A 24168-nucleotide genomic window follows, 5' to 3' on the forward strand; every position below is an offset into this window, starting at 1 on the left:
TCTTTTTCATTTACGTATTTCGTATCCTCCTATGATATCTATTCTTTTTTTGCAACTTGGATTTAGGGGGAGACAACATGCGTAACACCAATTTACAAGCGATGATCGAATCTGCTATTCTTGCAGCCTTCGCCTTGGTCATCGATATTTTACCACTTTCAATCAAAATATCAGCAACAGGCGGTTCCATCTCATTCGCTATGATTCCTATTTTTATTATCGCATACCGCTGGGGCTTCAAAATGGCTTTCTTAGGAGGCTTAATTTGGGGATTATTACAAATTGTCGTAGGCGATGCCATTATCGTCACACCAATTCAAGTAATCATTGAATACTTCGTTGCTTTCGCATTCATTGGATTTGCTGGTTTATTCTATCGTCCAATTCAAAAAGCACTTCTAGCATCTAATAAGAATGGAAACGAACAATCAAACTTAAGTAGCCGTAAAGATAAGCCTTCATCAAAACAAAACCAAGGAAAGAAAGTAATTGGATACATTATCATTGCTACTTTTATCGGTAGTCTAGCTCGTTACTTCTGTCACTTTATTGCCGGTATTATTTTCTGGGGACAATATGCACCGAAAGGTCAATCAGCTATTCTATATTCTTTAATATTTAACGGTAGCACAATGATTGGTTCCTATATTCTATGTACCGTTTTACTTATATTTTTATTTATCACTTCACCAAGATTATTCAAAAGCATGAGTGCTTATCAAATGAATACACAAAAAAAGGGCGCTTAACTTAGCGCTCTTTTTTCACATCGTAATATCAATTAAAAATACAATAAATGCACAAAAGAAAATAAATACCATTATACTTAGCCAATTGCTATGCACGGTTCATCGACTCCTTACATAACCTCATTTTCTATTCAAAGTATACTGTTTAGAAATAAAGATTAGGTAAAGATTATATGAAAATAAATTAAAAAAGCGTAGATTGTATTGTCTACGCTTTTTTCGGTAAATAGAAGTAAAATAACACACCATCTTCGGTATTCTTCACCCCATATTCAGCATCGTGCAATTCTAAAATATTTTTTGAAATTGCAAGACCAAGCCCTGTTCCACCTTGTGAACGTTTCCTTGCCGCATCCACGCGATAAAAACGGTCCCAAATTTTATCTAATTGTTCTTCTTCAATGTGAGCACCTTTATTTTCAATACATACTTTTATATGATCCTTCCCATCTATTGTGGAAATAATAATATCTTCTTTTTCTGGTGTATAACGTATTGCATTCGTAATAAAATTCACAATTACTTGTTCAATTCTATTTTGATTCCCAATCACTTCTGCTGGACATATATGTTTGTGCACACTCAGTTCTTTTTTCTCTATCTCCGCTGAAAGCTGTTCACATATTTCTTCAATCACTCCATCGATATAGAAAGAATCCATCTTCATGTTATATGTGCCAGACTCAAATTTAGCTAATTCAAGCATATCCAAAATTAGTATATCCATCTTGTCTACTTCTTTTTCCATCGCCTGAAAATAGTAGTCTTTCTTATGTTCAGCTACCCCATCTTTTAAAATGGAAATACAGCTTTTCATAATACTCAGCGGCGTTTTTAGTTCATGCGATACACCCGCAATAAATTCTTTCCTTGTGTTTTCTAACTTTCTTTCTTTTTCAATATCTTGTTCTAACTGTCCAATATGTGAATGTAGTTTATTAGATAATGTATTAATATTTTGCGATAAATCACCAATTTCATCTTTTGAAGTAATCGGTATTTGTTCTGTGAAATCTAAGTGTGCTATTTTCTTCGTCGTATCATTTATTTTTAATAACGGCTTTGCAATTTGTTTAGAGTAATAGAACGAAGCTAGAAAAATAAGAACGAGTACAAAGGCAATGATGTAAATGTAGTAATCTTGCACCATTTGTACAGCTTCATCTACAGGTTGTAAAGAAGCCATTGCATATATATATGTGACTGATCCGTCTTTTTCTGTTATTGGCTTCATTAATAATTTATATTTTATATCATTCTTTTCATAGTCCATTATTCGTGTTGTATCTTGTATGTTCTTACCTTCTTTTAATAATAAATCAGCTTGAAATTCTTTTATATTATCCAAAAATAAATTATTTTTATAAATTGGATTTACAGGTCCTTTTACATCAGGGAATTGTACTTTCGTAATTTTCCCTGTTAGATTGAAATCTGAATTTTGAGCCGCCCTCTTCTGTTCCTCAGCACTCATAATTCCAGCAACTTTTTTTCTTTCCATAGCGCTAGAATCTTGAGCAACTTTTGGCTGCCCATCACTTATCTGAATTTCTTTTGCAGCTATTTTTTTACCTAACGATTTATTCAGCCAGCTCAAATTTATATCTTCTATATGTACATAACATGTGATGAAACTATCGTCGCTTTTTAGTCCATAAAAATAGACTGACCGTCCATCTAACTTCGGTAGTGTCCCACCTTCAATTTCATCTATGGTCATGAGATAGTACAAAGGCATCTTGATTACCTTTTTTCCAAACTCCTTCTCTGCCCTACGGTCTAAAGTAACCTCTACATAAAAATCATCCGCATGTTTTAAATTCCCATTCTGATCTAACGTTGTAATCCACGTATTATTTTCTCTTAAAAAGTCTTGCTCCAGTTTCTGAATTCCTTCTGCATTTCCTGCATAATTTAAATAATTCTTTTTAAAGGAATCTAAGTTCACTTTAATATCTTCTACTTTTCGGTTCGCATAATATTGTTTAAAAAATATCGTTTGACCAATAAATATCGTCGCTAAAATCAACATACATAGAGCTGTTGTAAGTGTAAATAATTTAAGTACAATCCCATTTCTCATATGTTCCCCTCGAATTTATAACCGGTTCGCACTACAGTTGTAATGTGCTTTGATTTCTCTCCTAATTTATTTCGCAAATTACGAATATGGCTATTAACCGTTCGATCATCACCAGCAAACTCATATCCCCAAATTCTTGAAATTAATTGCTCTCTTGTTAGTACAATTCCTTGGTTTTTCATGAAATACACTAATATTTCAAATTCTGTATGTGTTAAACTAATGTCTGCCTCATCAACAGTAACAGTACGTGACGGGAAATGGACTTGAATGCCATGAATTGATAACGTATCATCTTCATTTTCTAAAGGTTTCTTTGATGCTTGTCTACTTTCTAATAATCGTTTCGCTCTCGCTAATAAAATAGGCGGACTATATGGTTTCGCAACATAATCATCTGCCCCAAGCTCAAATCCAAGTAACGTATCATCTTCATCTACACGTGCCGTCAGCATAATAATTGGAACCCCGGATGTCTTACGAATTCTTCGGCAAACAGACCATCCATCTAGTTCTGGTAACATAATATCAAGTATAACTAAATCGACCTCTTCTTCTTCAAATAAAACTAAAGCCTCTTTCCCATCTCTCGCTTCAAGCACTTTATATTGTTCACTCAAAAAGTAATCCTTTAATATTTCGCGTAAAATATCTTCATCTTCAACAATTAAAATGTTTTTTGACATAATCTATGTCTCCCCCTCTCATTTTAAGTAGCTAGCATTTTGTACTTGATAATTTTATTTTGAATTGCTCGTAATTAACTTTGCCTCGATAATATATCGATCCGGTGCATCCCCTATATAATCAAATGGATAGCAAGTCGTCAGTGTTAATGTCGGTTCTTCTTTTTTTACAATAACAGTGCGATCATCCGCATGTGTAATCCATGTCTTTTGAATTTCGTATGTGTAAATTTTATTATCATACTCCAAAATAAGGTTATCCTTTTCTTTTAACTCTCCTAAATCTGTAAATACAGTATCTCGATGCCCACTCAGTACAGTATGTCCCCCTCCAGATGGTGTTGTCGTTAAATCACTAACAAACATACCGACTCCTTTTTTCAATGTTGCATCATTTGCTCCCCAATATATAGAAAACTTCTTCTTTATTTTCGGTATATTTAACATTGCTACCTTTTCTCCTTCTTTATGCTCAGTTTGAGAAGAAGGTACTTTGGAAGTTACAGGTGTTTCATGTGAAAGTTGATTATCTTGTATATTTTTAAGGCTCTTTATTTCTTCTTTCGTTAATTCTTGAGCAGAGCTTTTTCCTTTATACCATTCCACAGCGTAATACGATCCCATGAATAGCCCTATGGCCATCAATATGATACCGATATAATTGAGTAACTTCATGTTCCATCCCTCCATGCAAAAAATGGTAGGAATAACCTACCATTTTTAATATATGAAATTATCCCATTCTTTATAGAAAAATATTTTATTTACGCCTTAACTTTATTACGACGCTTCAAACCAAATAATGTCCCTATCCCTACAAGACATGCGCTTAGTGCCATCATTGCTACATTATTTGATGCTGTGTTTGGTAATTTTTCACCTTGTACAGCTGGCTTTGCTACTTCCTTTTTCGCTGCATCATTCTTTTGCCCCGCCTTAATTGCTTCTTCTTTTTTTGCAAGAGCTTCCTTTTCTTGAACTTGTGGTGTTACTTCTTTTTTCGCTGTATCATTCTTTTGCCCTGCTTTTATTGCTTCCTCTTTTTTAGCCATATCACTTTTTTCTTGTACTTGTGCTGCTTCTTTTTTCTCTACTTCGCTCTTTTGCTGTTCCTTAATTGCTTCTTCTTTTTTAGCTTTATCTTGCTGCATTTGCGCTGATTCTTCTTTTGTTAATGTTCCAGTAGAAGCGCTCGCTACTGAAGAATATCCTACTGTTAAAAGTGCCATTGCACAAATTGGTAATAGTTTTTTTTTCATTTTATTTCTCTCCTTTTATACTTTATTCTAGTAACACATCACGTCGCACCGGATGTATTACTAGAGTAAACAACGGATGTAAATATAAGATGCAGATGAAATATATTTCATTTAAAGATTTCATTTTAGAAAAATAAAAAAACACCGTAATATATACGATGTTTTTTCGGGTGTGTGTCTCGATATTTATTTGTTACTTTCGCGTGATTGAGAAGTAGAAAGGGCCGGAGTGATAACTAATTGTCTCGGCTCAGTTTTCTTGAAGTGATTTTTGACGTTACACTTACGACATTGAACGACCCATGCTTTAATAGGATTTGTTAAAATAATTTTTTGCCTTTCGTTAGGGGCCTCTTCTTCCAATTTACAACTATCGCTCCACTTACTCCATTTCATTGTAAATTTAGAAGAAGAATGATCGTCTTCTCGATCAAACGTATGCAAAAAATCCATTTCTCCAGCTAGCATTACGGTGTTACTAGTTGCTAAAAAAGAAAAGGTCGTCCAATGTTTCTCCATGCCCTCCTACTCCTTTTTCACATATAGAGTGCCTAAAACTTAATTTACCTAAAATATGCTTGCCTTTTACCTTACACTTATAGTTTATCCAAAACACTACTATGCAACTATCGATTTGTCTTACAAATCACCTTACATTTTTGTAAGAAAAGAAAAACCTTCACTCTATATACGTGAAGGTTTCTCATTTCTTATCTATAGAATCTTTCATATCATCAAGTCTAGCCTCTTGCAGCTGCGACATCATACCGTGGGAAATTGCGCCTAATACTAAAGTCATTCCAATTAGTGAAATGCGAATTGCAGGTACATCAATTATGTAAGCCAACATACCAAGAACAATTGTTAAAAGCAATGCTTTTATAAATGTTACACTTGTATACTGTTTCTTTTTCATCATAATCACCCTTTTTGGAAGCGTTTTCTTAATGCTATCAGTATATCATATCATCTGACTATTTTGTGGGGATTTCTGTAAAAACCTTATATCTTCTTTGACTTTTTTCTTTCTATCCTTTACAGTCGAAATGTTCACAAGTTTTACACTGTAGGAGGATTCAAATGAAAATTGAAATAAAAGACACTTTAATTTCTGAAGAACAATTACAAGAAAAAGTAAAAGAACTAGCGCTTCAAATCGAACGTGATTTTGAAGGAGAAGAAATCGTTGTAATCGCTGTATTAAAAGGATCTTTCGTATTCGCTGCTGATTTAATTCGTCATATTAAAAACGAATTAACTATCGACTTTATCTCTGCATCTAGCTACGGAAATCAAACAGAAACAACTGGAAAAGTAAAACTATTAAAAGATATCGATGTAAACATTACTGGAAAAAACGTAATTGTCGTAGAAGACATTATCGATTCTGGTTTAACACTTCACTTCTTAAAAGATCACTTCTTCATGCATAAACCAAAAGCATTGAAATTCTGTACGTTACTTGATAAACCTGAACGCCGTAAAGTGGACTTAAAAGCTGAGTATGTTGGCTTCCAAATTCCAGACGAATTTATCGTTGGCTACGGTATCGACTGCGCAGAAAAATATCGTAACTTACCATTTATCGCTTCAGTTGTAACGGAATAATATAATAAAGTGAAACCTTAATCAGTGGGATTTTTGTCCATTCCCAATGATTATTGGCCCGCAAATAGCGGGATCAAATAAGCTTCCATGCATTATTGGTGGAAGTTTTATTTCTACCGTAATTTATAAAAACAAAGGGAGAGATGAAGAATGACAAAAACAAAATTTGAAAAAGTACTCCTCATCGTAAATCCGAAAGCAGGACAAGGCGATTTACATACGAACTTAACAAAAATCGTACCACCACTTGCCACAGCTTTTCCTGACCTACATATCCTTCATACGAAAAAACAAGGTGATGCAACAAAATATTGCCAAGAGTTTGCTAGTAAAGTAGATTTAATTATCGTCTTTGGTGGTGATGGAACTGTATTTGAATGCACAAACGGCTTAGCCCCTCTTGAAACTAGACCTACACTTGCAATCATTCCAGGTGGAACTTGCAACGACTTCTCTCGCACACTTGGTGTTCCGCAAAATATTGCAGAAGCAGCGAAACTCATTACAAAAGGACATGTAAAACCAATTGATGTCGCAAAAGCAAACGGACAACACTTCTTAAACTTCTGGGGCATTGGACTCGTATCTGAAGTATCAAACAATATTGATGCAGAAGAGAAAGCAAAGCTTGGTAAAATTGGTTACTATTTAAGCACCATTCGAACTGTAAAAAATGCTGAACCATTCCCAGTAAAAATTACTTACGACGGACAAGTGTATGAAGATGAAGCTGTCCTTGTTATGGTTGGAAACGGTGAATATCTCGGGGGTATCCCATCCTTTATTCCGAACGTAAAATGTGATGACGGAACACTTGATATTTTCGTAGTCAAATCAACAGGCATTCAAGCGTTTAAAGATTATATCGGAAAGAAACTATTTGAAGACTCAAATGAAAATGACATCTTCCACGTCAAAGCTAAATCCATTCATATTGAAACAGAAGAAGAAAAAGAAGTAGATACAGATGGTGAAAGCTCTCTACATACACCGTGTCATATTGAGTTGTTACAAGCGCACTTTACGATGATTTATAATCCTAATGTTGTGTAATGAAAAAAACGAGTGATATCACTCGTTTTTTTCTTCTAATCTAATTATGTCGTTGTATAATTTCTTGTATTTTTTTAACTCTCTCTAAAGTAATTCCATTTCTTTGTTCTATCGCTAAAGGGTGATCGGTTGGCTCTAATTCAACATAAGGTGCCATTCCAACTTCTCTTATATGTACATTTGTCTTTAAATTTAGTGTTTCTGGATAAACCGGTATTTCTACAGATAACCAGCCAAAATGAGGATCACTATTCTCTCGTCCTCTCTCATCCCACTCTTCTAGTACTTTATCATAACTTTCTTTACTAAGTGATACCCACACAGTAAATCAAAATAACTTTTTCATAGTCTGTTCTTAACTTTGGCATATATCGCCCGTATAAAGAAGTAATACAGCTCGTTTCTTAAAAAAAGATAGCTCCTCATCATAGTTGCTTGAGGATGTTAATTTTAATGTCTCTAAACTACTTATATGCTCTTTTCTTTTTAGAAAACTTAATCGGATATCTCTTATAATTGGCATTTACTCTCTCCTTCTTTTTATTCTAACCTTTTACACTACTCTCAATAAACATAAGCCTTTATTCTAGCTATTTACTCATAACTGTACTCCTTTTTCGCCTATACAAATACACGCCATACTTTATCGCCACTGCTACAATGCTTTCAATGTGTGTTCTTATACATGAAATATTTTGTGTTCCTATTTTTACAAATATCTACCCTTTATAAATTTATTTATTTATTTGATATAATGGATATTAAATAGTTTAAAACTTTAATTAGCCCTTACCAATCATTTTTTGCTGGGTAAACTTTTAACTAATAGTACATTAGTGAATTTAATTTTTAAAAGAAGAAACACCATGGCTACGTCTAATGTGAATTAATACATAAATCATTTTCAGTTCCTATTCGTTTTTTATCTACAAACAGAAATATACGTAATCCTTTTTGTTCAACTAAATAAGAATGGCTAAATGTGCTTGAACAATTAGATACTAGGAAATTTACATCTTGCAGAGGAAAAGATAGATCTAGGTATTAATATGTGGTGTTTTACGACCTACTTAAAAGGAGAAGATAGAAAATAATGAATAACCCCATCGACCTACAATACTTATGTGATCTTGTGCATAGAACTTTTCATGTACCTGTTCAGTTCTTATCTACTAGCAGAAAAATCTTATATGAATCTACTTCTAATACTATTTGTAGTCCTTTTTATTCTTCTAAAGAAGAACATCTTAGTGAGATTTATCAGGAAAACGCTCCCTGTAACTTTCCAATTCTTAAAGGGAATAAGTATCTTGAGAACTTCGTTATCATTCATATAACAAATCATGAACATGTAAAAGGAACTATGATAATCGGGCCCACTACCTATCCAAAAGTATCAGATGAAATGGCTATCAAGCTTATGGAGTATTCCAACATTAATAATAAAATGCAACAAGGAATAGACTACTATCAGTTTCTACCTGAGATTAAAAAAAGTACTCTCATTGATATAAGCATTTGGTTACATTACGCAATTTTCAATGAAAAATTAGATATAGATATTGTGTGGGAAAAAAACAAAGTTCTAGAGGACGTTTCTTATAAAATTGTAAATCCCGATTTATATATTTCAAGACGCCGGCGGAATGACCCTAAAAATTACAACATGTCATTAGAACGTAAGTTTTTTTCAGCAATTAAAGAAGGAAATAAAGAAAAAGTAATCCAATATGCATATTCATTCCCGCAAGAAGACGCGGCAATTTCATCAAAAGGAGATCAACTCAGAAACCAAAAAAATAATGGCATTATCGCAATTACTCTAGCTATTCGATATGCGATAGCTGGTAATCTTCCATCAGATATTGCTTTTTCACTTGGTACTTTATATATCCAAACCATTGAAAAACTAGATAACATGTACTCCGTAAATAGATTAATTGAAGATGCCTTATGTACTTTCGCAGAACGTGTTAAAGAATATAGTAATCAAGCATATTCTAATTCAATAACTACATGCCTAAATCATATTCACAAACATATTTACGACGATATATCTCTTAATGATCTTGCTAACCTTTTAAATATTTCTCCTACCTATTTATCTAAATTGTTTAAAAAAGAAGTAGGGATTCCTTTAAGCGAATATGTTCAAAGGGAACGAGTAGAAGAAGCAAAAAAGTTATTAACATTAACAACATATCCATTATCTGATATTTGTACCTGGCTTAATTTTAATGACCAAAGTTATTTCACAAGAGTATTCAAAAAAATTACTAGTATGACTCCTAGACAATATCGTGAAAATCATACCGTAATATAGCAGCATTTTCTTAACACTAGGTGAGATACATGTAATACCATCTCACCTATCTACAAAATTCACCACTTCAATTTATCCCGCTATTTGTGAGCGCTAATACCCCCATTAATCAATTTGTTTCGTCTTTTTTATATTCTTTCTATCATCTTTACACGCCTTTATTCTCCTTAATCCTAATAAAGTTCTAGCCCATTCAAAAAAGTACAATAATGACAAATAAATTACTATAAATAAGTTAATAAATTTGTTAATTTTTTAATGCTAAGCTAATTCGCCATAATTTCTTCATTAGATAAATTTAAAAGCTAGAATACTTCCCAAAATAGGCTGCTTATACAATGTATTCCGTTCAAGAAAATAAGAAACTTAGCGCTTAAATTAATAGTGATCAAATAGTAATTGTTCTTCCTAAGTTAGAAAGATACAGAAAATATATTGTTAGGAGAATATAAGGCATGAGTAGCGCAAATATATCAAAAGATAGTGACACTTCGAAATTGAATCAAATGACTATTATACCTGAACAAGCCGCTGACACACGCAAGGTAAGGGTATCACCACAAAATGATAGAGAGAGGATTGAAGACCTTCTATTACAGTCATTCATTTCCGAAAAAGAAATATTAATCACTTATTATGAAGATGGTTATTTTCCCACAATATGTATGGCTGTAATTGAAATAAACCCTTTGAAGCGTTATGTAATATGCATAGATACCTTTGACTATAAACATACCTTTAGTTTTATAGACATAATTGATGCGCATTAATTATGTCTATAAAATTCATGCTATTCCCATCAAGTAATATGTAACACTCCATTTACATCATTTTATTAATATAATAAGAATGACAGCCTTACAGTACACAAATTCGGTATACCTACTCCCTCCTCAAATGTTATTTGTTTTATCTCTCACTAGCACTTATCAAAACAAAAAATAGTGATTCACCTGACTAAAAAATCAGGTGAATCACTATTTTATAGTTCTTATTTCCTTACAGCTACCGTCTATTACTTCGCGCTCACAATCTTATAATAAGATCGAACTGTTAAGAAGTAATATCCGATATAAATGACGCCATATACTCCGATACTAATTAGAAGCGGAATCATAATTTCGAATGGTAATAAGTTTGCTAAACCTTTTAGTGCAAATAAGCTATGCAGAATTCCGATTACTAACGGAATCGCAAAGATAAAGCTTACTTGTTTTGCGATAGCTTTTTTCATTTCTTGTTTCGTTACACCAACTTTACGAAGTACAACGTAACGCTCACGATCTGCATTTGCTTCAGTTAATTGCTTAAAGTAAATAATAGAGCCTGTTGCCAGTAAGAATACAAGTCCTAAGAACATTCCGATGAACATCATGAGTCCCGTTCCTTCAAGCCCCATTTGGAAACCAGTATAGAAATCTCTAAATGATGGTACCATTTCTGATTCACCAGCTGGCATCACTTTTGCTAACTTTTCTGTTAATACTTTACTGTTTCTTTCATCTTTTACATCAATATTTTTTACAGTACGTGTTCCAAATGCTTGCTTCGCCTGTTCATACATTTCATCTGAAACGACAATCACTAATTCACCTAAGTTCGTAATTGCTGTATTATTTGCACCTTGAATCGTTAATGTCTTCGTTTCATTGCCAATTTGGAATACTGCTTCACTTCCTTTATATTGAGGGCTAAACTCATACCCTTCAATATAAGAGCTATCATATATAAATGCTTCACCAGTAGCTACATTCACTGTTTCTGCATCGATTTTTTTAGCAAGTTTATTAAATTCAGACTGAGACATAAACTGATATTTCTCTGAGATGCTGTAATTCAGATTAAGAATGAAATCAACTTTATCCCCTTCGAACTTCCCTTTTACTGGAACCGTCTCAACTTCAAATTGATCTTTTACAGGGTGATTCTCTTTCTCTTCAGCAAAAATCGCATTTACTTTCTTATCAAGCTCCGCATCTTTTTTCTCATAAGAATAACTGTATGGCGCAGCTACTTTTGATTGCGTAAATGTGTTGTAATACATCGTAACTGATGTACCAACCGCTGTTAATGTTACCGCACTTAAAATAGAAATTGTCGCAAGTGACTTTGCATTTCCTTTAATACGATATAGTAACTGTGACGTCGTTACCATATTCATACCGTTATAAAACGATGATTTATTATTTCTTGCACGTTTCAATACGAATACTGTAAAAAACATAAATAGTAAGTACGTACCTACTACTGTCGCAAGTAAAATGTAAAGTGCGACTAACATAAAGTCTGCATACTTAAGTGCCTTCACATACATTAATGCTAAGAAATAACCTGAACCGATTAAGAAAACTGAAATTAATGCCATAATAACTGATCCTTTTGGCATTGCTTCGCCTTCACGTTCCGCGCGGAAAAGTTCAATTAGCTTAAATCGATAAATTAAACGATACCCTTGAAGTGATGTATACAATATAATCACAAAGAAAATAATTGCTGTATCCACAATTGCAGCCATCGGTACTTCAAAATGAACATTTAAGTTTAACCCCATCATACTTACTAGTAGTTCAAGGAATAATTTTGAAAGGACGCTACCAATCGCAATCCCTATAATTAAAGACATTAATCCCATTAACATATTTTCATAAAAGAGCATTTTACCGATTTGTTTTTTACGAATACCGAGTAACGAATATAGCCCAACTTCTTTTTTACGTTTTCGTGTAAAGAAACCGTTCGAATATATAATGAACACCGCTACGAAGATGATTAGCATGACACTTGAAACTTGAAATGCACCGCTAATTTTTTTAGAACCTTCCGCAGCTTTTTCCATTTGTGAATTATACTGCAACGCCTTAAATGTAAAATAGATGACGATGCTAAATATCATAGATGCAAAATATACAAAGTAGTCTTTAAAGTTCCGCTGTATGTTGCGGAGGGCAATGCTAGATAAGGTCATCAGCCATACCTCCAGAAATAGAAGACATTACGTCAACGACTTTTTGGAAGAATTGTTTACGTGTTGATTCACCACGGTGTAATTCTTTATATAACTCACCATCTTTAATGAAAATAACTCGTTTACAATAACTCGCCGCAAATGCATCGTGCGTTACCATTAAAATTGTAGAGTTATCATATTCATTTAACGACTTCATACTTTCTAATAAATCTGTCGCTGATTTAGAATCAAGTGCTCCAGTCGGCTCGTCCCCAAATATCATACTAGGACTTGTAACGATCGCGCGCGATGCTGCGCAGCGCTGCTTCTGTCCACCGGATACTTGATATGGGAACTGACTTAAAATATGATCAATACCGAATTTCTTTGAGATTTCAAGAACGCGGCGATCAATCTCACTCGCTTTCACCTTCGATAACGCAAGAGGTAACGCAATATTCTCTTTCACCGTTAACGTATCTAATAAGTTATAATCTTGGAAAATGAACCCTAAATGATCACGGCGGAATAACGCTAGCTTATCATCGTTCATCTTCACGATGTCTTTTCCATCAATTAAAATCTCACCGTTCGTCGCATTATCAATTGTAGAAAGAACATTTAAAAGAGTCGTCTTACCCGAACCAGAAGGTCCCATAATTCCAACGAACTCACCTTCTTTTACTTGTAAGTTAATACCTTTTAAAGCTGCAAATTTATTCCCACCTGTGTCATATACTTTTTCAATATTTTTTGCTTCTAACACTGTTTTCATCTCGACATCCCTCATTTCTTCTATTCTCTATTTTCAACTATATACACTCTCTACTCTTGCCACTATCGATGTTTCTTACACAAACATGACAGTTATGTAAGGCACATAAGTAAAGACATCAGAATTTAAGCTAATGTACTAAAGTACTTTGTTACTATAACATTGGGATATCATGCCATCCATTCATTCTCCTTACAGGAACATTACAATTTTGTAAGGTTAAAAATGCCCCCACAAAGTTGTGCATGAAATGTCGGATGGAGCTATTTCGTTCCTGATATTCTATATACAAAGGAGGTCATATAATGGATTCACTTAAAAATATGAATGCGGCAATGCAGTATATTGAAGACAACCTTACACACGAAATTGATTTTAAAGAAGTCGCAAAAATAGCTTTCTGCTCCGAATATCATTTCAAAAGAATGTTTTCTTTTCTAGCTGGCATATCACTATCAGAATATATTCGCTGTAGACGTCTTACCCTTGCTGCCTTTGAACTAAAAGATAGCAATGCAAAAGTCATTGATGTCGCTATAAAATATGGATACAACTCACCAGATTCATTTACACGTGCATTTCAAAATTTGCACGGAATAACGCCTTCAGAAGCTCGAAGTACAATGCGTTCTTTGAAGGCTTATTCACCAATGACCTTCCAACTATCCATTCAAGGAGGAAATGAAATGAACTATCGAATTGAAGAAAAAGAGCCATTTCAAATCATTGGTATACAAAAACGAGTACCGATTGTTTTTAACGGTGTAAACGAAGAAATTGCTTCTATGTGGAAAAGTTTAACCCCACAGTCCATTCAAACATTAAAGATGCTTTCAAATGTGAACCCAAATGGAATCATTAGTGCCTCTACTAACTTTTCTGAAGGAAGAATGGAAGAAAAAGGCGAACTCGATCACTATATTGGAGTAGCCACAACGAAAGATTGCCCAGAGCAATTTGCGCAACTTGAAGTCGCCGCTTCAACATGGGCTATATTTGAAGCTGTCGGTCCATTTCCTGATGCATTACAAAATGTGTGGGGACGTATTTATTCCGAATGGTTCCCTTCTTCGAACTATGAACTAGCAGAAGGACCGGAAATATTGTGGAATGAACAGAAAGATGTAACTTCTCCAAACTTCAAAAGTGAAATTTGGATACCGGTTTTGAAGAAATAATGTCTAGATCCAAATTTCCCTAAAATAAAAAAGCTACTGCTCCTTTCAAAGGAGCAGTAGCTTTTTTATTTTAACTTCTTCTTTACAAACAAAATACGAATATGACATTAACTTTATTTTATACTTCTTCTCGACTCGTTCTTATACAAGAAAATAGTAACAATCGTAAGTACTATAACAACTCCAAAAGTAAACACTCTGTAGTTCGAGATCGTAGCAGTACCGATTAACAAGGCAGGTATAACAGCCATAATTAAGCCACCGAACATACCGACAAACGATCCTATACTTTGTTTTACTACTTGAGTTTCTGATACCCAATCATAATAACCAAATCGATTATTAATAAAAATCCCCCATACTGCCGAAAATAATGAATATGTTATCGGTGTTATTACGATGAAAAGAGAACTCCAAACATCTAGTTTTAACCCTATTATCAGTAATACAGCACTAATAAGTGATGCAGGTATACTTAATGAAAGATTCATAAGAATTTTACTGTCATAAATCATCTTTGGCGCTATAGGCAACGACTTAATAATCCATACATTTTTTCCTTCTAAAGACAATGACACACATGTTGTACACGTCATCGAAATCGCTGCTGAAATAGCAAATGGAGCAATCTTTTGCAACAGAGGCTCAATTCCAGGATACGCTATTAATTGACTTGGCCCTACTACAACTATAGCTAGTGCGAAAGCTAGCGCCATCACAACTCCCATTCCGCTATTTACCACATACACTGTAGAGGAAAAGAAACGCTTCAGTTCTTTTTTATACAATGCGGCCAATACACTTTCTTTTCTCATGCTATGAATCTCATAATTTGAAAGCATATGATAAGTGGTAATCTCTGTATTTATTTGCTTATATTTTAACGAAAGGATTTTTACAAAAAGATAATACCAAATAACCGATATCCCAACAAACAGGATGAAAGCTACAATATCAGCATGAACAATTGCTTTTTGAAACATGTTAGCTAATGGATACACTTTAGTTAGTTGCTCTGAAATAATTGCACCTATTCCGTTCATATCATTAAGACTATATTGAGCATTTCCGCTTTTTAGCATAAAGAAACCGAATGTAATAATTACTATAAAACTTAAAGTCGTAGTTATTTTATTCGTATTTTTAAATTTAGAAGCGATTGCCGTAATAGCAGCTCCAAAAATCGCTGCTATTGTTGTTGGAATTAAAGATGCTATAAACATACTGATGAACCACATAAAGTAAAAAGAAACTGATGGCCTCTCATGTATGCCATAAACAACTCCCATTGGGAGCATGATTATGATTGAAAAGATCGTATTCAGCAAATATAAATACAAAAACCTACTTGTAATAACTGTACTTACACGAATCGGTAATGACATTAAAAAATCGTAATCCTTAAAAGCAAAAATCTCTCCATTTGCCTTAAATATAGTGAAAAACAACGTCAATACACTGCTAATAACTAGTGCATAAACTGGGATAATTTCACTTATTCCTAGCTTCACCAACCCATATGCCGAGGCCCCACAATATAGCATTAACATGACACCAACTAAGGCAATAGATGCTGACAGTAAAATCTTATTCTGCTTCTTCTTTTTATCTTTTTCGTATTTAAAAGTATTTAAACCAAGCTGCGTTATCAAGCGGATTTTTAAAAGACCTAGACTACTAATATTCATTAGCAAGCTCCTTCATAAAGAGCTCTTCCAATGATCCTTCCTTTATTAAAGAATTCACTTCCCCTGAAAGTGCTAATTTCCCTCTATTAATCATCGCTATTTTATTACATAACTTCTCCGCTACATCTAAAACGTGCGTAGAAAAGAAAATCGCACTTCCTTTTTCACAAAGCTCTTTCATAATACCTTTCAATACTACGGCTGCCTTTGGATCAAGACCAACGAAAGGTTCATCTAAAACTAATAATTTCGGTTTATGTAAAACCGCCGATATAATCGCTACTTTTTGTTTCATCCCATGCGAATAAGAAGATATTAAGTCTCCCAAGTAAGGTGTAATCTCAAAGGCATCCCCATACTTCTGGATCTGTTCTTCCCGATCCTTCACCGGCACTTTAAATACATCCGCAACAAAGTTTAAATATTGAATTCCTGTTAATTGCTCATATAAATCTGGATTATCGGGAATATACGCCATTACTCTCTTACATGCAATCGGATCCTTTTTTACTGAATGTCCATCAACAAAAATTTCACCCTCTTCAAAATCTATAACTCCTACTAACGACTTAATTGTTGTACTTTTCCCCGCACCGTTATGCCCAATAAATCCAAAGATATCTCCTGCTTGAACAGTAATGTTTAAAAGATCTACTGCTTTCTTACCACCTTTGTATGTCTTGCTAAAATTTATAATTTCTAACATGTGATTTCCCCCAAACTATCTTTTTAACTGAATTTTCAGACCTGAAAGCAAAAAATTTACTCAGCGAGCTTTTTCGTTATCCCCACCGAGTATTAAAATTTCTTAACACATAGAAACTATAAATATAAAATTTGACTAGTACAGTTCAATCCCTTATTGCTCACAATTGCATTTCTTTTTTATACAAAACATAAGAATATAAATTCGTTATGATGACAGCAACTACTATAATTCCAAGCATTATATAAGATCTCCAATCAGCTGGCGCGAAAACACTTATAATCATAATAAGTCCTAAAGCTACAAATACTTTTCCGCTAAATCGATGTGTTTTCCGCCATACTTCTTCATTACTTAACGTCCAAGGATTACGCATCCCAACGAAAAAGTTAGGCTTACACTGCGGTAAATAATTACCCATCACTAAAAATAAAACACCAACTAATAATTCTGGAACTCGATTAATGAATAAATTATATCCTAGTCCACTTGTAATAATATCTATATTTCCTACAAATAGTAGCAATAGTATCCCGTTATTCATCATCATAAAAGCTTTAGAAAATTTCTCGTAATTTGCTTTCCTTGGATCAATCTTTGGTATCACATTTAGAAATACATATAACGCAATCATAATTCCAACCATAGAAATCATTCCGGAAAGTTTAGACGAATAACCATCTACCTTACCGCCGTTCCAATGCGTCGCAATTGTATCCGGTAAATGTGGCCAAGCAAATGCCCATGCCAAACAAGTTATAACAATTAATAGAATTGCAAAAAGATGTTTTTTCATTTCCCCTCTTCCCCCTTATTCGTAAACGTAAACACCCAAGTCAATAAATCTTGAAATACAGTTGTGTTTAAAGAGTACATAACGAATTGTCCTCTTTTTTCATCTTGGATAAGTTCAGCATTTTTAAGCGCATTTAGGTGATGAGAAATACTTGGCTTTGTCATATTGAACTGTTCAGCAATTTCGCCAGCTGTTAAATCGCCTTCTTTTAATAAGTCTAAAATTTTTCGCCTTGTCGGGTCTGCTAATGCTTTAAATGCTTGATTCAATGTCTTTCTTCCTTTCGATAATTAGACATTTAGATATTTATCTAAATGTTAAAATATTTTCAGTTAATTGTCAATTGTATCCCTAGCCCTTTTTACTTTTTCCACTTTTGACCTATATTGTTTACTAGCTTATATTTCAACATAATGAAAAGACGAGAAACACATGATACACTATAGCTACAATTGTTTTTTTAGGAGGAATATACATATGTATAAAATTTTAATCGTTGAAGACGATCCAAATATTTCATCATTACTACAATCTCACATTCAAAAATATGGCTATGATGCTGTTGTTGCGGAGAACTTCGATGATATTATGGAATCGTTTAACGCTGTGAAACCACATCTTGTTTTACTTGATGTAAACTTACCGAAATTCGATGGATTCTACTGGTGCCGTCAAATTCGCCATGAATCTACTTGTCCAATTATTTTCATTTCGGCACGCGCAGGTGAAATGGAGCAAATTATGGCGATTGAAAGCGGTGCGGATGATTACATTACAAAACCGTTCCACTACGACGTTGTAATGGCAAAAATTAAAGGGCAATTACGCCGTATTTACGGTGATTATGCACCAAATATTTCTGAGCGTATCGTTGAAGTTGAAGGACTAAAACTATTCCCTGAGCGTCCAGAAATTCATTTCGGCGCTGAGCAAGTTCTTTTAACGAAGAAAGAAGCAATTTTAGCAGAAATGTTGTTATCTAAATTTCCTCGTACAGCGAGTCGTGAAGATTTACTAGCCGCTCTTTGGGACGACGAAAGCTTCGTTGAGGAAAATACATTAAACGTAAATATCACGCGTCTTCGTAAAAAGTTCAATGAGCTTGGTATTGAAAATGCTATTGAAACAGTACGTGGACTTGGGTATCGTTTTAACGCAACTTGGAGTGAATAAGCATGAAACTATTTTTACGTGATCATTTTGCATTTTTCCTACTATATGTATTAAACTTCGGAATCATTTTCGTTCTTTATGATGCAGTAGACGGATTTCAAAATAATAAGTTTTACTTCATCGTTTTAAGTTTATACTTATTCATCTGTTTCCTCGCTTATCGTTACGTTCGTAACCGTAGAATGTATCACAGATTAAGTGAACCACCAGAGAAACTGGAAGATGCGTTTATTGAAAGAGCGACTGCTCCTATGCCACACGGTGTAAACGAGCTCGTTCGTACGCAATATCGTCTATTCCAAAAAGACCTACAAACATTCGAAGTAAAACAGCAAGAACACCAATTATTTATTAACCATTGGGTGCATCAAATGAAAACGCCTGTTTCTGTTATGCAGCTTATGGTGCTTGAAATGGAAGATGAACATTTAATCCCGAAATTCAAAAAAGAATTAGAACGATTAAATCAAGGACTCGATATGGCTTTATATATGGCAAGGCTAAATAACTTCCATGAAGACTTCCATGTTGAGACGATTTCATTAAAAGATGCTGTGACAAAAAATATTAACGGATTGAAAGAATTATTCATTCGAAACGGAGTCTTCCCCGTTTTAGAAGTTCATTCAGATTTAAAGGTTGCTTCTGATGCGAAATGGCTAAAGTTCATCATTTATCAGTTAATGACAAATGCAGTTCGCTACTCTGGTGAGCGCGGAAAGAAAGTTTTCTTATCAGCTTATCGCAATGGTAAAGATATTATTTTGGAAGTTCGTGACGAAGGCGTTGGTATTCCGCAAGAAGATATTCGAAGAGTATTTGAACCTTTTTACACTGGAAAAAACGGTCGTGCATTCGGAGAATCTACTGGTATGGGGCTTTATATTGTAAGTAAAATTTGTGATTATTTAGGTCACTCTGTGAAACTAGACTCTGAAGTTGGTAAAGGAACGACGATTAAAATCATCTTCCACAACGCTGCAAACAATCAAGCAGAAAACACGGAGAAGGTGACCGAAGCATGACCATAACATATGCTAGCAAAATGTATGAGAATTTACTCTCATACATTTTTTGCAATAAGACTACATATATGCCTGCTAACGGGAGGCATATATTATGACATTTTGGCAGTTTGCATTTAAAAATGTAACGCGCAACTCAAGAGCTTATTTTGCCTATTTTTTAAGTAGTTCCTTTTCCATTGCTGTGTTCTTTTCGTTTGCTGTTTATTTATTTCATCCGAAATTACAAAACTTCAATATGATCTCTGAAATTTCAGGGTTAATGATATTTTCAGAAGTAGTAATTGTTTTCTTCTCTTTCTTCTTTTTACTATATTCGATTGGATCATTTTTAAAAGTTCGTAAAAAACAATTTGGGATTTTAACCATTTTAGGTATATCGAAAAAGCAATTACATCGTCTCGTTTTTACGGAAAATATGTTAATTGGTATTTTATCTATCTTTTTCGGCATACAGTTTGGGTTTGTTTTTTCGCAATTTTTCTTATTAGTGACAGCGAAAATTACGCACGTACCAGGTATATATTTATACGGGCCTACTAACGCAATCATTTTAACGACCATCGTTTTTCTTAGTCTTTTTATCATTGTATCTGCATTCACACCAATGCTTATTCGTACAAAAAAAGCGGTACACCTTTTAAAAACAAATGGTGGAAAACAAAAAGAAAGAAAACCATCCATATTTATTTCTTTATTTGGTGCTATCTGTTTATTAGGCGGCTATGCTTTAGCTGGAAATCCTAAATATTTTGTCTCAGTAAGCCCGCAAATAGGTGTTATATACATGGTTTCAAGTATCTTCGTAATCCCAACGTTTGTTACAATGGGAACGTATTTTTTCTTTTCGCAAATTAGTTTTTCACTTATTTATATTTTGAAAAAAAGAAGAAAATTTTATATGAAACGGATAAATATGCTTTGGATATCTGATTTAGCAAACCGTATTCGAGCAAATATTAATATGCTTTTTATTGTGGCCATGCTATCTACCGTCGCTTTTACAATGATTACGTTTTTATATGGATTCGGGAAATTTATTAAACTAGATGTTACTAAAACTTCACCTTTTCCAATTTCTTATTTTTCTTATGATGCGAATCCTTTTGTTACAGAACACTTGAATTGGCTTGAGCAGCAATTACAAAGGGAAAATTTCTCTTATGAGAAAATAAACGCTGATTTATATGAAGCACCATTAAAAGAAGATCAAGGTATAGCCATTTATAATGACGTATATGCAATTAAGCAAAGTGACTATAACAAACTTGCGGATTCTTTACAATTAAAACAACTATTCATGGATGATAACGAAGCATATGTTTTAACAGGGACATCTTATATCACCATATTTAATGAGTTTGAGCAAAGCTACAACAGAGACTACATTACACTCTCTAGCACAAATACGAAATTACGAGTAAAAGGCTATGAATATGTGAATGCAATTCCATCTACCTTTTCATATCAAACGTTAGTTTTACCTGATGCTGTTGTAGAAAATTTCCCCAATACAACTAAACATGTATCAGCGTACAATTATAAAGTACAAAACTGGGAAAAAACGTATAAAATTGCAGATGATTTTATAGAAAAGGTGCAAAAAGATCGAGATAAATCCCAGTACAAAGGACCTCTTATTCGCTCCTTTGAATCGGCAGGGTCACTATATAGAATAACATCAGGAAGTGCCGCATACTTCCTAATCGGGACATTCTTAGGTGTCATTTTCTTTATTGGAGCAGGTAGCGTTCTTTACTTCAGAATGTATACAGATTTAACGAACGAACAAGAAAAATATGTAGCAATTTCAAAAATTGGTGTAACAGATGCAGAGATGAAAAAATCTGCAACCATTCAACTTAGCATTTTATTTTTCGTTCCGTACGTTATGGCGTCCATTCATACAATGTTCGCAACAAAAATGCTTCAAGATGTAATTGGTTTATCTTTGTTCAAAGAAATTTCAGCTGTTCTTATTATTTTTGGAGTCGTTGAAATCCTATTTTTCTTATTCATTCGTTCGCTTTATATGCAAAAACTATCCCAGTATACTAGTGGGCAAAATATTTAAAACAAACTTTATGAAAAGAGTATCTCTCATACTCTTTCATCTTCAACCTATTAGGAGGTTTAGGCGCATGACATTTTGGCAGTTTGCATTTAAAAACGTGACGCGGAACGCCAGAGCTTATTTCGCCTATTTTGTAAGTAGTGCGTTTTCCATTGCAATTTTCTTCTCGTTTGCAGTTTATTTATTTCATCCTAAATTGCATATGACAGGCGTGAATGCTGCTCTGAACATATTAATGACAATCTCAGAAGTTGTCATTGTATTCTTTTCATTTTTCTTTTTACTATATTCAATCGGTACTTTCTTAAAAGTACGAAAAAAACAGTTCGGGATTTTAACAGTACTTGGCATATCTCCAAAGCAATTAAAGAGGCTCGTATTTCTAGAAAACATGCTAATTGGTGGCCTATCCATATTTTTCGGCATTCAATTTGGCCTTGTCTTTTCACAGTTCTTTTTATTAGTTACCGCCAAAATTACGCATGTGCCTGGTTTATATTTATATTGGTGGCCTACAGCTGCTATCGTTTTAACTATAATTATCTTTCTTGGACTCTTCATTCTCGTATCATCTTTTACACCGATGCTAATCCGTACGAGAAAAGCTGTACGTCTTTTAAAAGAAGGAACAAAACAAAAAGAAAGAAAAGCATCTGTACTCATCTCTCTCTTTGGTGCGATATGTTTAATATCTGGATATGTTTTAGCAGCAAACCCACTATATTTTATGTCACTAGGAGATATCGCTGGGCTTTTGTACGCTGCCTCCTGTATATTTGTCATCCCATCACTTGCTGCAGCTGGGACATATTTTTTCTTCTCACAAATTAGCTTCTTACTCATTCGCATATTAAAGACGAGAAGAAAATTTTATATGAAACGTATTAATATGCTTTGGGTTTCTGATTTAGCAACTCGGATTCGGACAAATATTAACATGCTCTTTATCGTGACGATGTTATCGACACTCGCTTTCACAATGATTACATTCTTATATGGGTTTGGGAAATTCACAAAGTTTGATGAAATAAGGCAAAATCCTTTCCCGTTTACTTATTTATCACATACTGAAAATACGCTTGCCGATGAACATTTAAATTGGTTAGAACAAAAATTTAACGAAGAGCACTTTACTTATACAAAATTTAAAACCGACATATATGAAGTATCTTCAGCTGAGGATAACTCACAGCTCTATTATGCCATTAAACAAAGTGACTATAATGTACTTGCTAAAGCATTAAGCTGGGAAACTCTCACGGTGAATAAGAATGAATCTTATATTCTTATGAAAGACTTAGACGATCAAGTTATTGGAACAATTCATACTAAAGAAGAGAAAAATATTCTTCCACTTACTCAAAACAATTTACAACTACAAGTGAAAGAATATAAAAGTTATAACCCCTTCCCAAACAGCTTAATATACCAATTACTCGTATTATCTGATGAAAATGTAGAAGCCTTATCAACCGCTTCAAAACAGATGAGTCTATATAGCTTCAAAGTTCCAGATTGGGAAAAGGCACATAATATCGGTTCAGCATTTATAACAAAAATTGATACTGACAATGCAGCTATTCAGGCAGAACATCCACCGTTTCATGCAAGTGAAGCAAGCGATTCTCTATACAAAACAAAATTAAATGTTGCTTCGTTTTTCTTAATTGGTACTTTCCTAGGTGTTATTTTCTTTATCGGAGCTGGCAGTGTTCTTTACTTCCGTATGTATACAGATTTAACAAATGAGCAAGAAAAGTATATAACGATTACAAAAATCGGTTTAACAGAAGTCGAAATGAAGCAATCCGCTACAATTCAACTTGCGATTCTTTTCTTTGTTCCTTACATTATGGCATCGATCCATACGATGTTTGCGACAAAGATGTTACAAGAGATATTACATCTATCATTATTCGCTGAGATTACAGTTGTACTTGTAATCTTTGGAACGGTTGAAATTATCTTTTTCCTTTTAATTCGTTCCTTTTATATGCAAAAATTATCACAACATATTAAGTTTTAAAAATAGAAAGGTGATTATT

Annotated in this window: 22 protein-coding genes and 2 pseudogenes; 10 read left to right on the plus strand and 14 right to left on the minus strand. The window is 33.8% G+C overall.

Features of this window, described 5'->3' with window-relative positions; genetic code table 11:
• Positions 1 to 77: 77 nt before the first annotated feature.
• A complete protein-coding gene (locus tag NSS97_RS24385; protein ID WP_107887313.1) occupies positions 78 to 749 on the plus strand; it encodes an energy-coupled thiamine transporter ThiT in 672 nt (223 codons plus the stop codon).
• 208 nt (positions 750 to 957) lie between these two features.
• Here NSS97_RS24385 and NSS97_RS24390 read toward each other — a convergent pair whose 3' ends face one another.
• The 6 genes from NSS97_RS24390 to NSS97_RS24415 form a co-directional block, all read right to left on the minus strand.
• Positions 958 to 2832 carry an ATP-binding protein gene (locus NSS97_RS24390; RefSeq protein WP_107887312.1) on the minus strand — a complete coding sequence of 625 codons (1875 nt, stop codon included), beginning with the start codon at positions 2830 to 2832 and terminating at the stop codon, positions 958 to 960.
• Entirely contained in the window at positions 2829 to 3518 is a 690-nt protein-coding gene (locus NSS97_RS24395) for a response regulator transcription factor (protein WP_341114235.1), read from the minus strand. The genes NSS97_RS24390 and NSS97_RS24395 overlap by 4 nt, the downstream gene beginning before the upstream one ends.
• A 54-nt stretch (positions 3519 to 3572) precedes the next feature.
• Positions 3573 to 4193, minus strand: a complete 621-nt coding sequence (locus tag NSS97_RS24400) for a class D sortase (RefSeq protein ID WP_000771585.1) — start codon at positions 4191 to 4193, stop codon at positions 3573 to 3575.
• An 89-nt stretch (positions 4194 to 4282) separates the two neighbouring features.
• Positions 4283 to 4777: an LPXTG cell wall anchor domain-containing protein gene (locus NSS97_RS24405; protein WP_071733392.1), complete on the minus strand. Its 495-nt coding sequence runs from the start codon at positions 4775 to 4777 to the stop codon at positions 4283 to 4285.
• A gap of 186 nt (positions 4778 to 4963) precedes the next feature.
• The gene (locus NSS97_RS24410) at positions 4964 to 5296 is read right to left on the minus strand and encodes a hypothetical protein (protein WP_000410949.1); all 333 of its coding nucleotides are present in this window, start codon (positions 5294 to 5296) and stop codon (positions 4964 to 4966) included.
• A 184-nt stretch (positions 5297 to 5480) separates the two neighbouring features.
• A complete protein-coding gene (locus NSS97_RS24415; protein WP_002034478.1) occupies positions 5481 to 5696 on the minus strand; it encodes a hypothetical protein in 216 nt (71 codons plus the stop codon).
• Positions 5697 to 5857: 161 nt separating this feature from the next.
• Between NSS97_RS24415 and hpt the strand changes: the two genes are divergently transcribed.
• On the plus strand, positions 5858 to 6385 hold the full coding sequence (gene hpt, locus NSS97_RS24420; RefSeq protein WP_000687585.1) for a hypoxanthine phosphoribosyltransferase: 528 nt from the start codon (positions 5858 to 5860) through the stop codon (positions 6383 to 6385).
• 150 nt (positions 6386 to 6535) lie between these two features.
• A complete protein-coding gene (locus tag NSS97_RS24425) occupies positions 6536 to 7438 on the plus strand; it encodes a diacylglycerol/lipid kinase family protein (RefSeq protein WP_000167914.1) in 903 nt (300 codons plus the stop codon).
• A gap of 40 nt (positions 7439 to 7478) precedes the next feature.
• Here the strand turns inward: NSS97_RS24425 and NSS97_RS24430 are convergent.
• Together NSS97_RS24430 and NSS97_RS24435 are read right to left on the minus strand one after the other, a co-directional pair.
• Positions 7479 to 7766 (minus strand): annotated as a pseudogene (locus NSS97_RS24430) (DUF2199 domain-containing protein); the annotation flags it as partial.
• Positions 7756 to 7961 (minus strand): annotated as a pseudogene (locus NSS97_RS24435) (hypothetical protein); the annotation flags it as partial. The pseudogenes NSS97_RS24430 and NSS97_RS24435, both read right to left, overlap by 11 nt.
• A 570-nt stretch (positions 7962 to 8531) precedes the next feature.
• Here NSS97_RS24435 and NSS97_RS24440 point away from each other — a divergent pair.
• Together NSS97_RS24440 and NSS97_RS24445 are read left to right on the plus strand one after the other, a co-directional pair.
• Complete coding sequence (locus tag NSS97_RS24440) at positions 8532 to 9761, plus strand: helix-turn-helix domain-containing protein (protein ID WP_107887310.1); 1230 nt, start codon at positions 8532 to 8534, stop codon at positions 9759 to 9761.
• 455 nt (positions 9762 to 10216) lie between these two features.
• Positions 10217 to 10531, plus strand: a complete 315-nt coding sequence (locus tag NSS97_RS24445; protein WP_107887309.1) for a YolD-like family protein — start codon at positions 10217 to 10219, stop codon at positions 10529 to 10531.
• Positions 10532 to 10776: 245 nt separating this feature from the next.
• On the opposite strand, the gene NSS97_RS24450 is transcribed toward NSS97_RS24445, so the two are convergent.
• Together NSS97_RS24450 and NSS97_RS24455 are read right to left on the minus strand one after the other, a co-directional pair.
• Positions 10777 to 12726 carry an FtsX-like permease family protein gene (locus tag NSS97_RS24450; RefSeq protein WP_107887308.1) on the minus strand — a complete coding sequence of 650 codons (1950 nt, stop codon included), beginning with the start codon at positions 12724 to 12726 and terminating at the stop codon, positions 10777 to 10779.
• Positions 12713 to 13483 (minus strand): ABC transporter ATP-binding protein, encoded by a 771-nt coding sequence (locus NSS97_RS24455; protein WP_000859659.1) that lies wholly within the window; start codon positions 13481 to 13483, stop codon positions 12713 to 12715. Before NSS97_RS24455 ends, NSS97_RS24450 begins: the two co-directional genes overlap by 14 nt.
• 305 nt (positions 13484 to 13788) lie before the next feature.
• On the opposite strand from NSS97_RS24455, the gene NSS97_RS24460 reads away from it, so the two are divergent.
• Positions 13789 to 14661, plus strand: a complete 873-nt coding sequence (locus tag NSS97_RS24460) for a GyrI-like domain-containing protein (protein WP_107887307.1) — start codon at positions 13789 to 13791, stop codon at positions 14659 to 14661.
• A gap of 113 nt (positions 14662 to 14774) precedes the next feature.
• Here the strand turns inward: NSS97_RS24460 and NSS97_RS24465 are convergent, their stop codons facing one another.
• The 4 genes from NSS97_RS24465 to NSS97_RS24480 form a co-directional block, all read right to left on the minus strand.
• Positions 14775 to 16349: a putative ABC transporter permease subunit gene (locus tag NSS97_RS24465; RefSeq protein ID WP_341114242.1), complete on the minus strand. Its 1575-nt coding sequence runs from the start codon at positions 16347 to 16349 to the stop codon at positions 14775 to 14777.
• Positions 16339 to 17055, minus strand: coding sequence for an ABC transporter ATP-binding protein (locus NSS97_RS24470; protein WP_107887305.1), 717 nt, complete (start codon positions 17053 to 17055; stop codon positions 16339 to 16341). Before NSS97_RS24470 ends, NSS97_RS24465 begins: the two co-directional genes overlap by 11 nt.
• 160 nt (positions 17056 to 17215) lie before the next feature.
• Entirely contained in the window at positions 17216 to 17851 is a 636-nt protein-coding gene (locus NSS97_RS24475) for an SdpI family protein (protein WP_044443843.1), read from the minus strand.
• Positions 17848 to 18120 (minus strand): autorepressor SdpR family transcription factor, encoded by a 273-nt coding sequence (locus tag NSS97_RS24480; protein ID WP_002089211.1) that lies wholly within the window; start codon positions 18118 to 18120, stop codon positions 17848 to 17850. Before NSS97_RS24480 ends, NSS97_RS24475 begins: the two co-directional genes overlap by 4 nt.
• 208 nt (positions 18121 to 18328) lie before the next feature.
• Here NSS97_RS24480 and NSS97_RS24485 point away from each other — a divergent pair, with 208 nt between their 5' ends.
• The 4 genes from NSS97_RS24485 (at position 18329) to NSS97_RS24500 (ending at position 24149) form a co-directional block, all read left to right on the plus strand.
• The gene (locus NSS97_RS24485; protein WP_000276730.1) at positions 18329 to 19024 is read left to right on the plus strand and encodes a response regulator transcription factor; all 696 of its coding nucleotides are present in this window, start codon (positions 18329 to 18331) and stop codon (positions 19022 to 19024) included.
• Positions 19025 to 19026: 2 nt separating this feature from the next.
• Positions 19027 to 20049 (plus strand): sensor histidine kinase, encoded by a 1023-nt coding sequence (locus NSS97_RS24490; protein ID WP_002015836.1) that lies wholly within the window; start codon positions 19027 to 19029, stop codon positions 20047 to 20049.
• Between the two features lie 94 nt (positions 20050 to 20143).
• Entirely contained in the window at positions 20144 to 22123 is a 1980-nt protein-coding gene (locus NSS97_RS24495; protein ID WP_341114244.1) for an ABC transporter permease, read from the plus strand.
• 67 nt (positions 22124 to 22190) lie between these two features.
• A complete protein-coding gene (locus NSS97_RS24500; protein ID WP_107887303.1) occupies positions 22191 to 24149 on the plus strand; it encodes an FtsX-like permease family protein in 1959 nt (652 codons plus the stop codon).
• The last annotated feature ends 19 nt before the right edge of the window (positions 24150 to 24168 follow it).

The sequence above is a fragment of the Bacillus sp. FSL R12-0074 genome (genome assembly GCF_038005725.1).
GTDB classification, from domain to species: domain Bacteria; phylum Bacillota; class Bacilli; order Bacillales; family Bacillaceae_G; genus Bacillus_A; species Bacillus_A mycoides.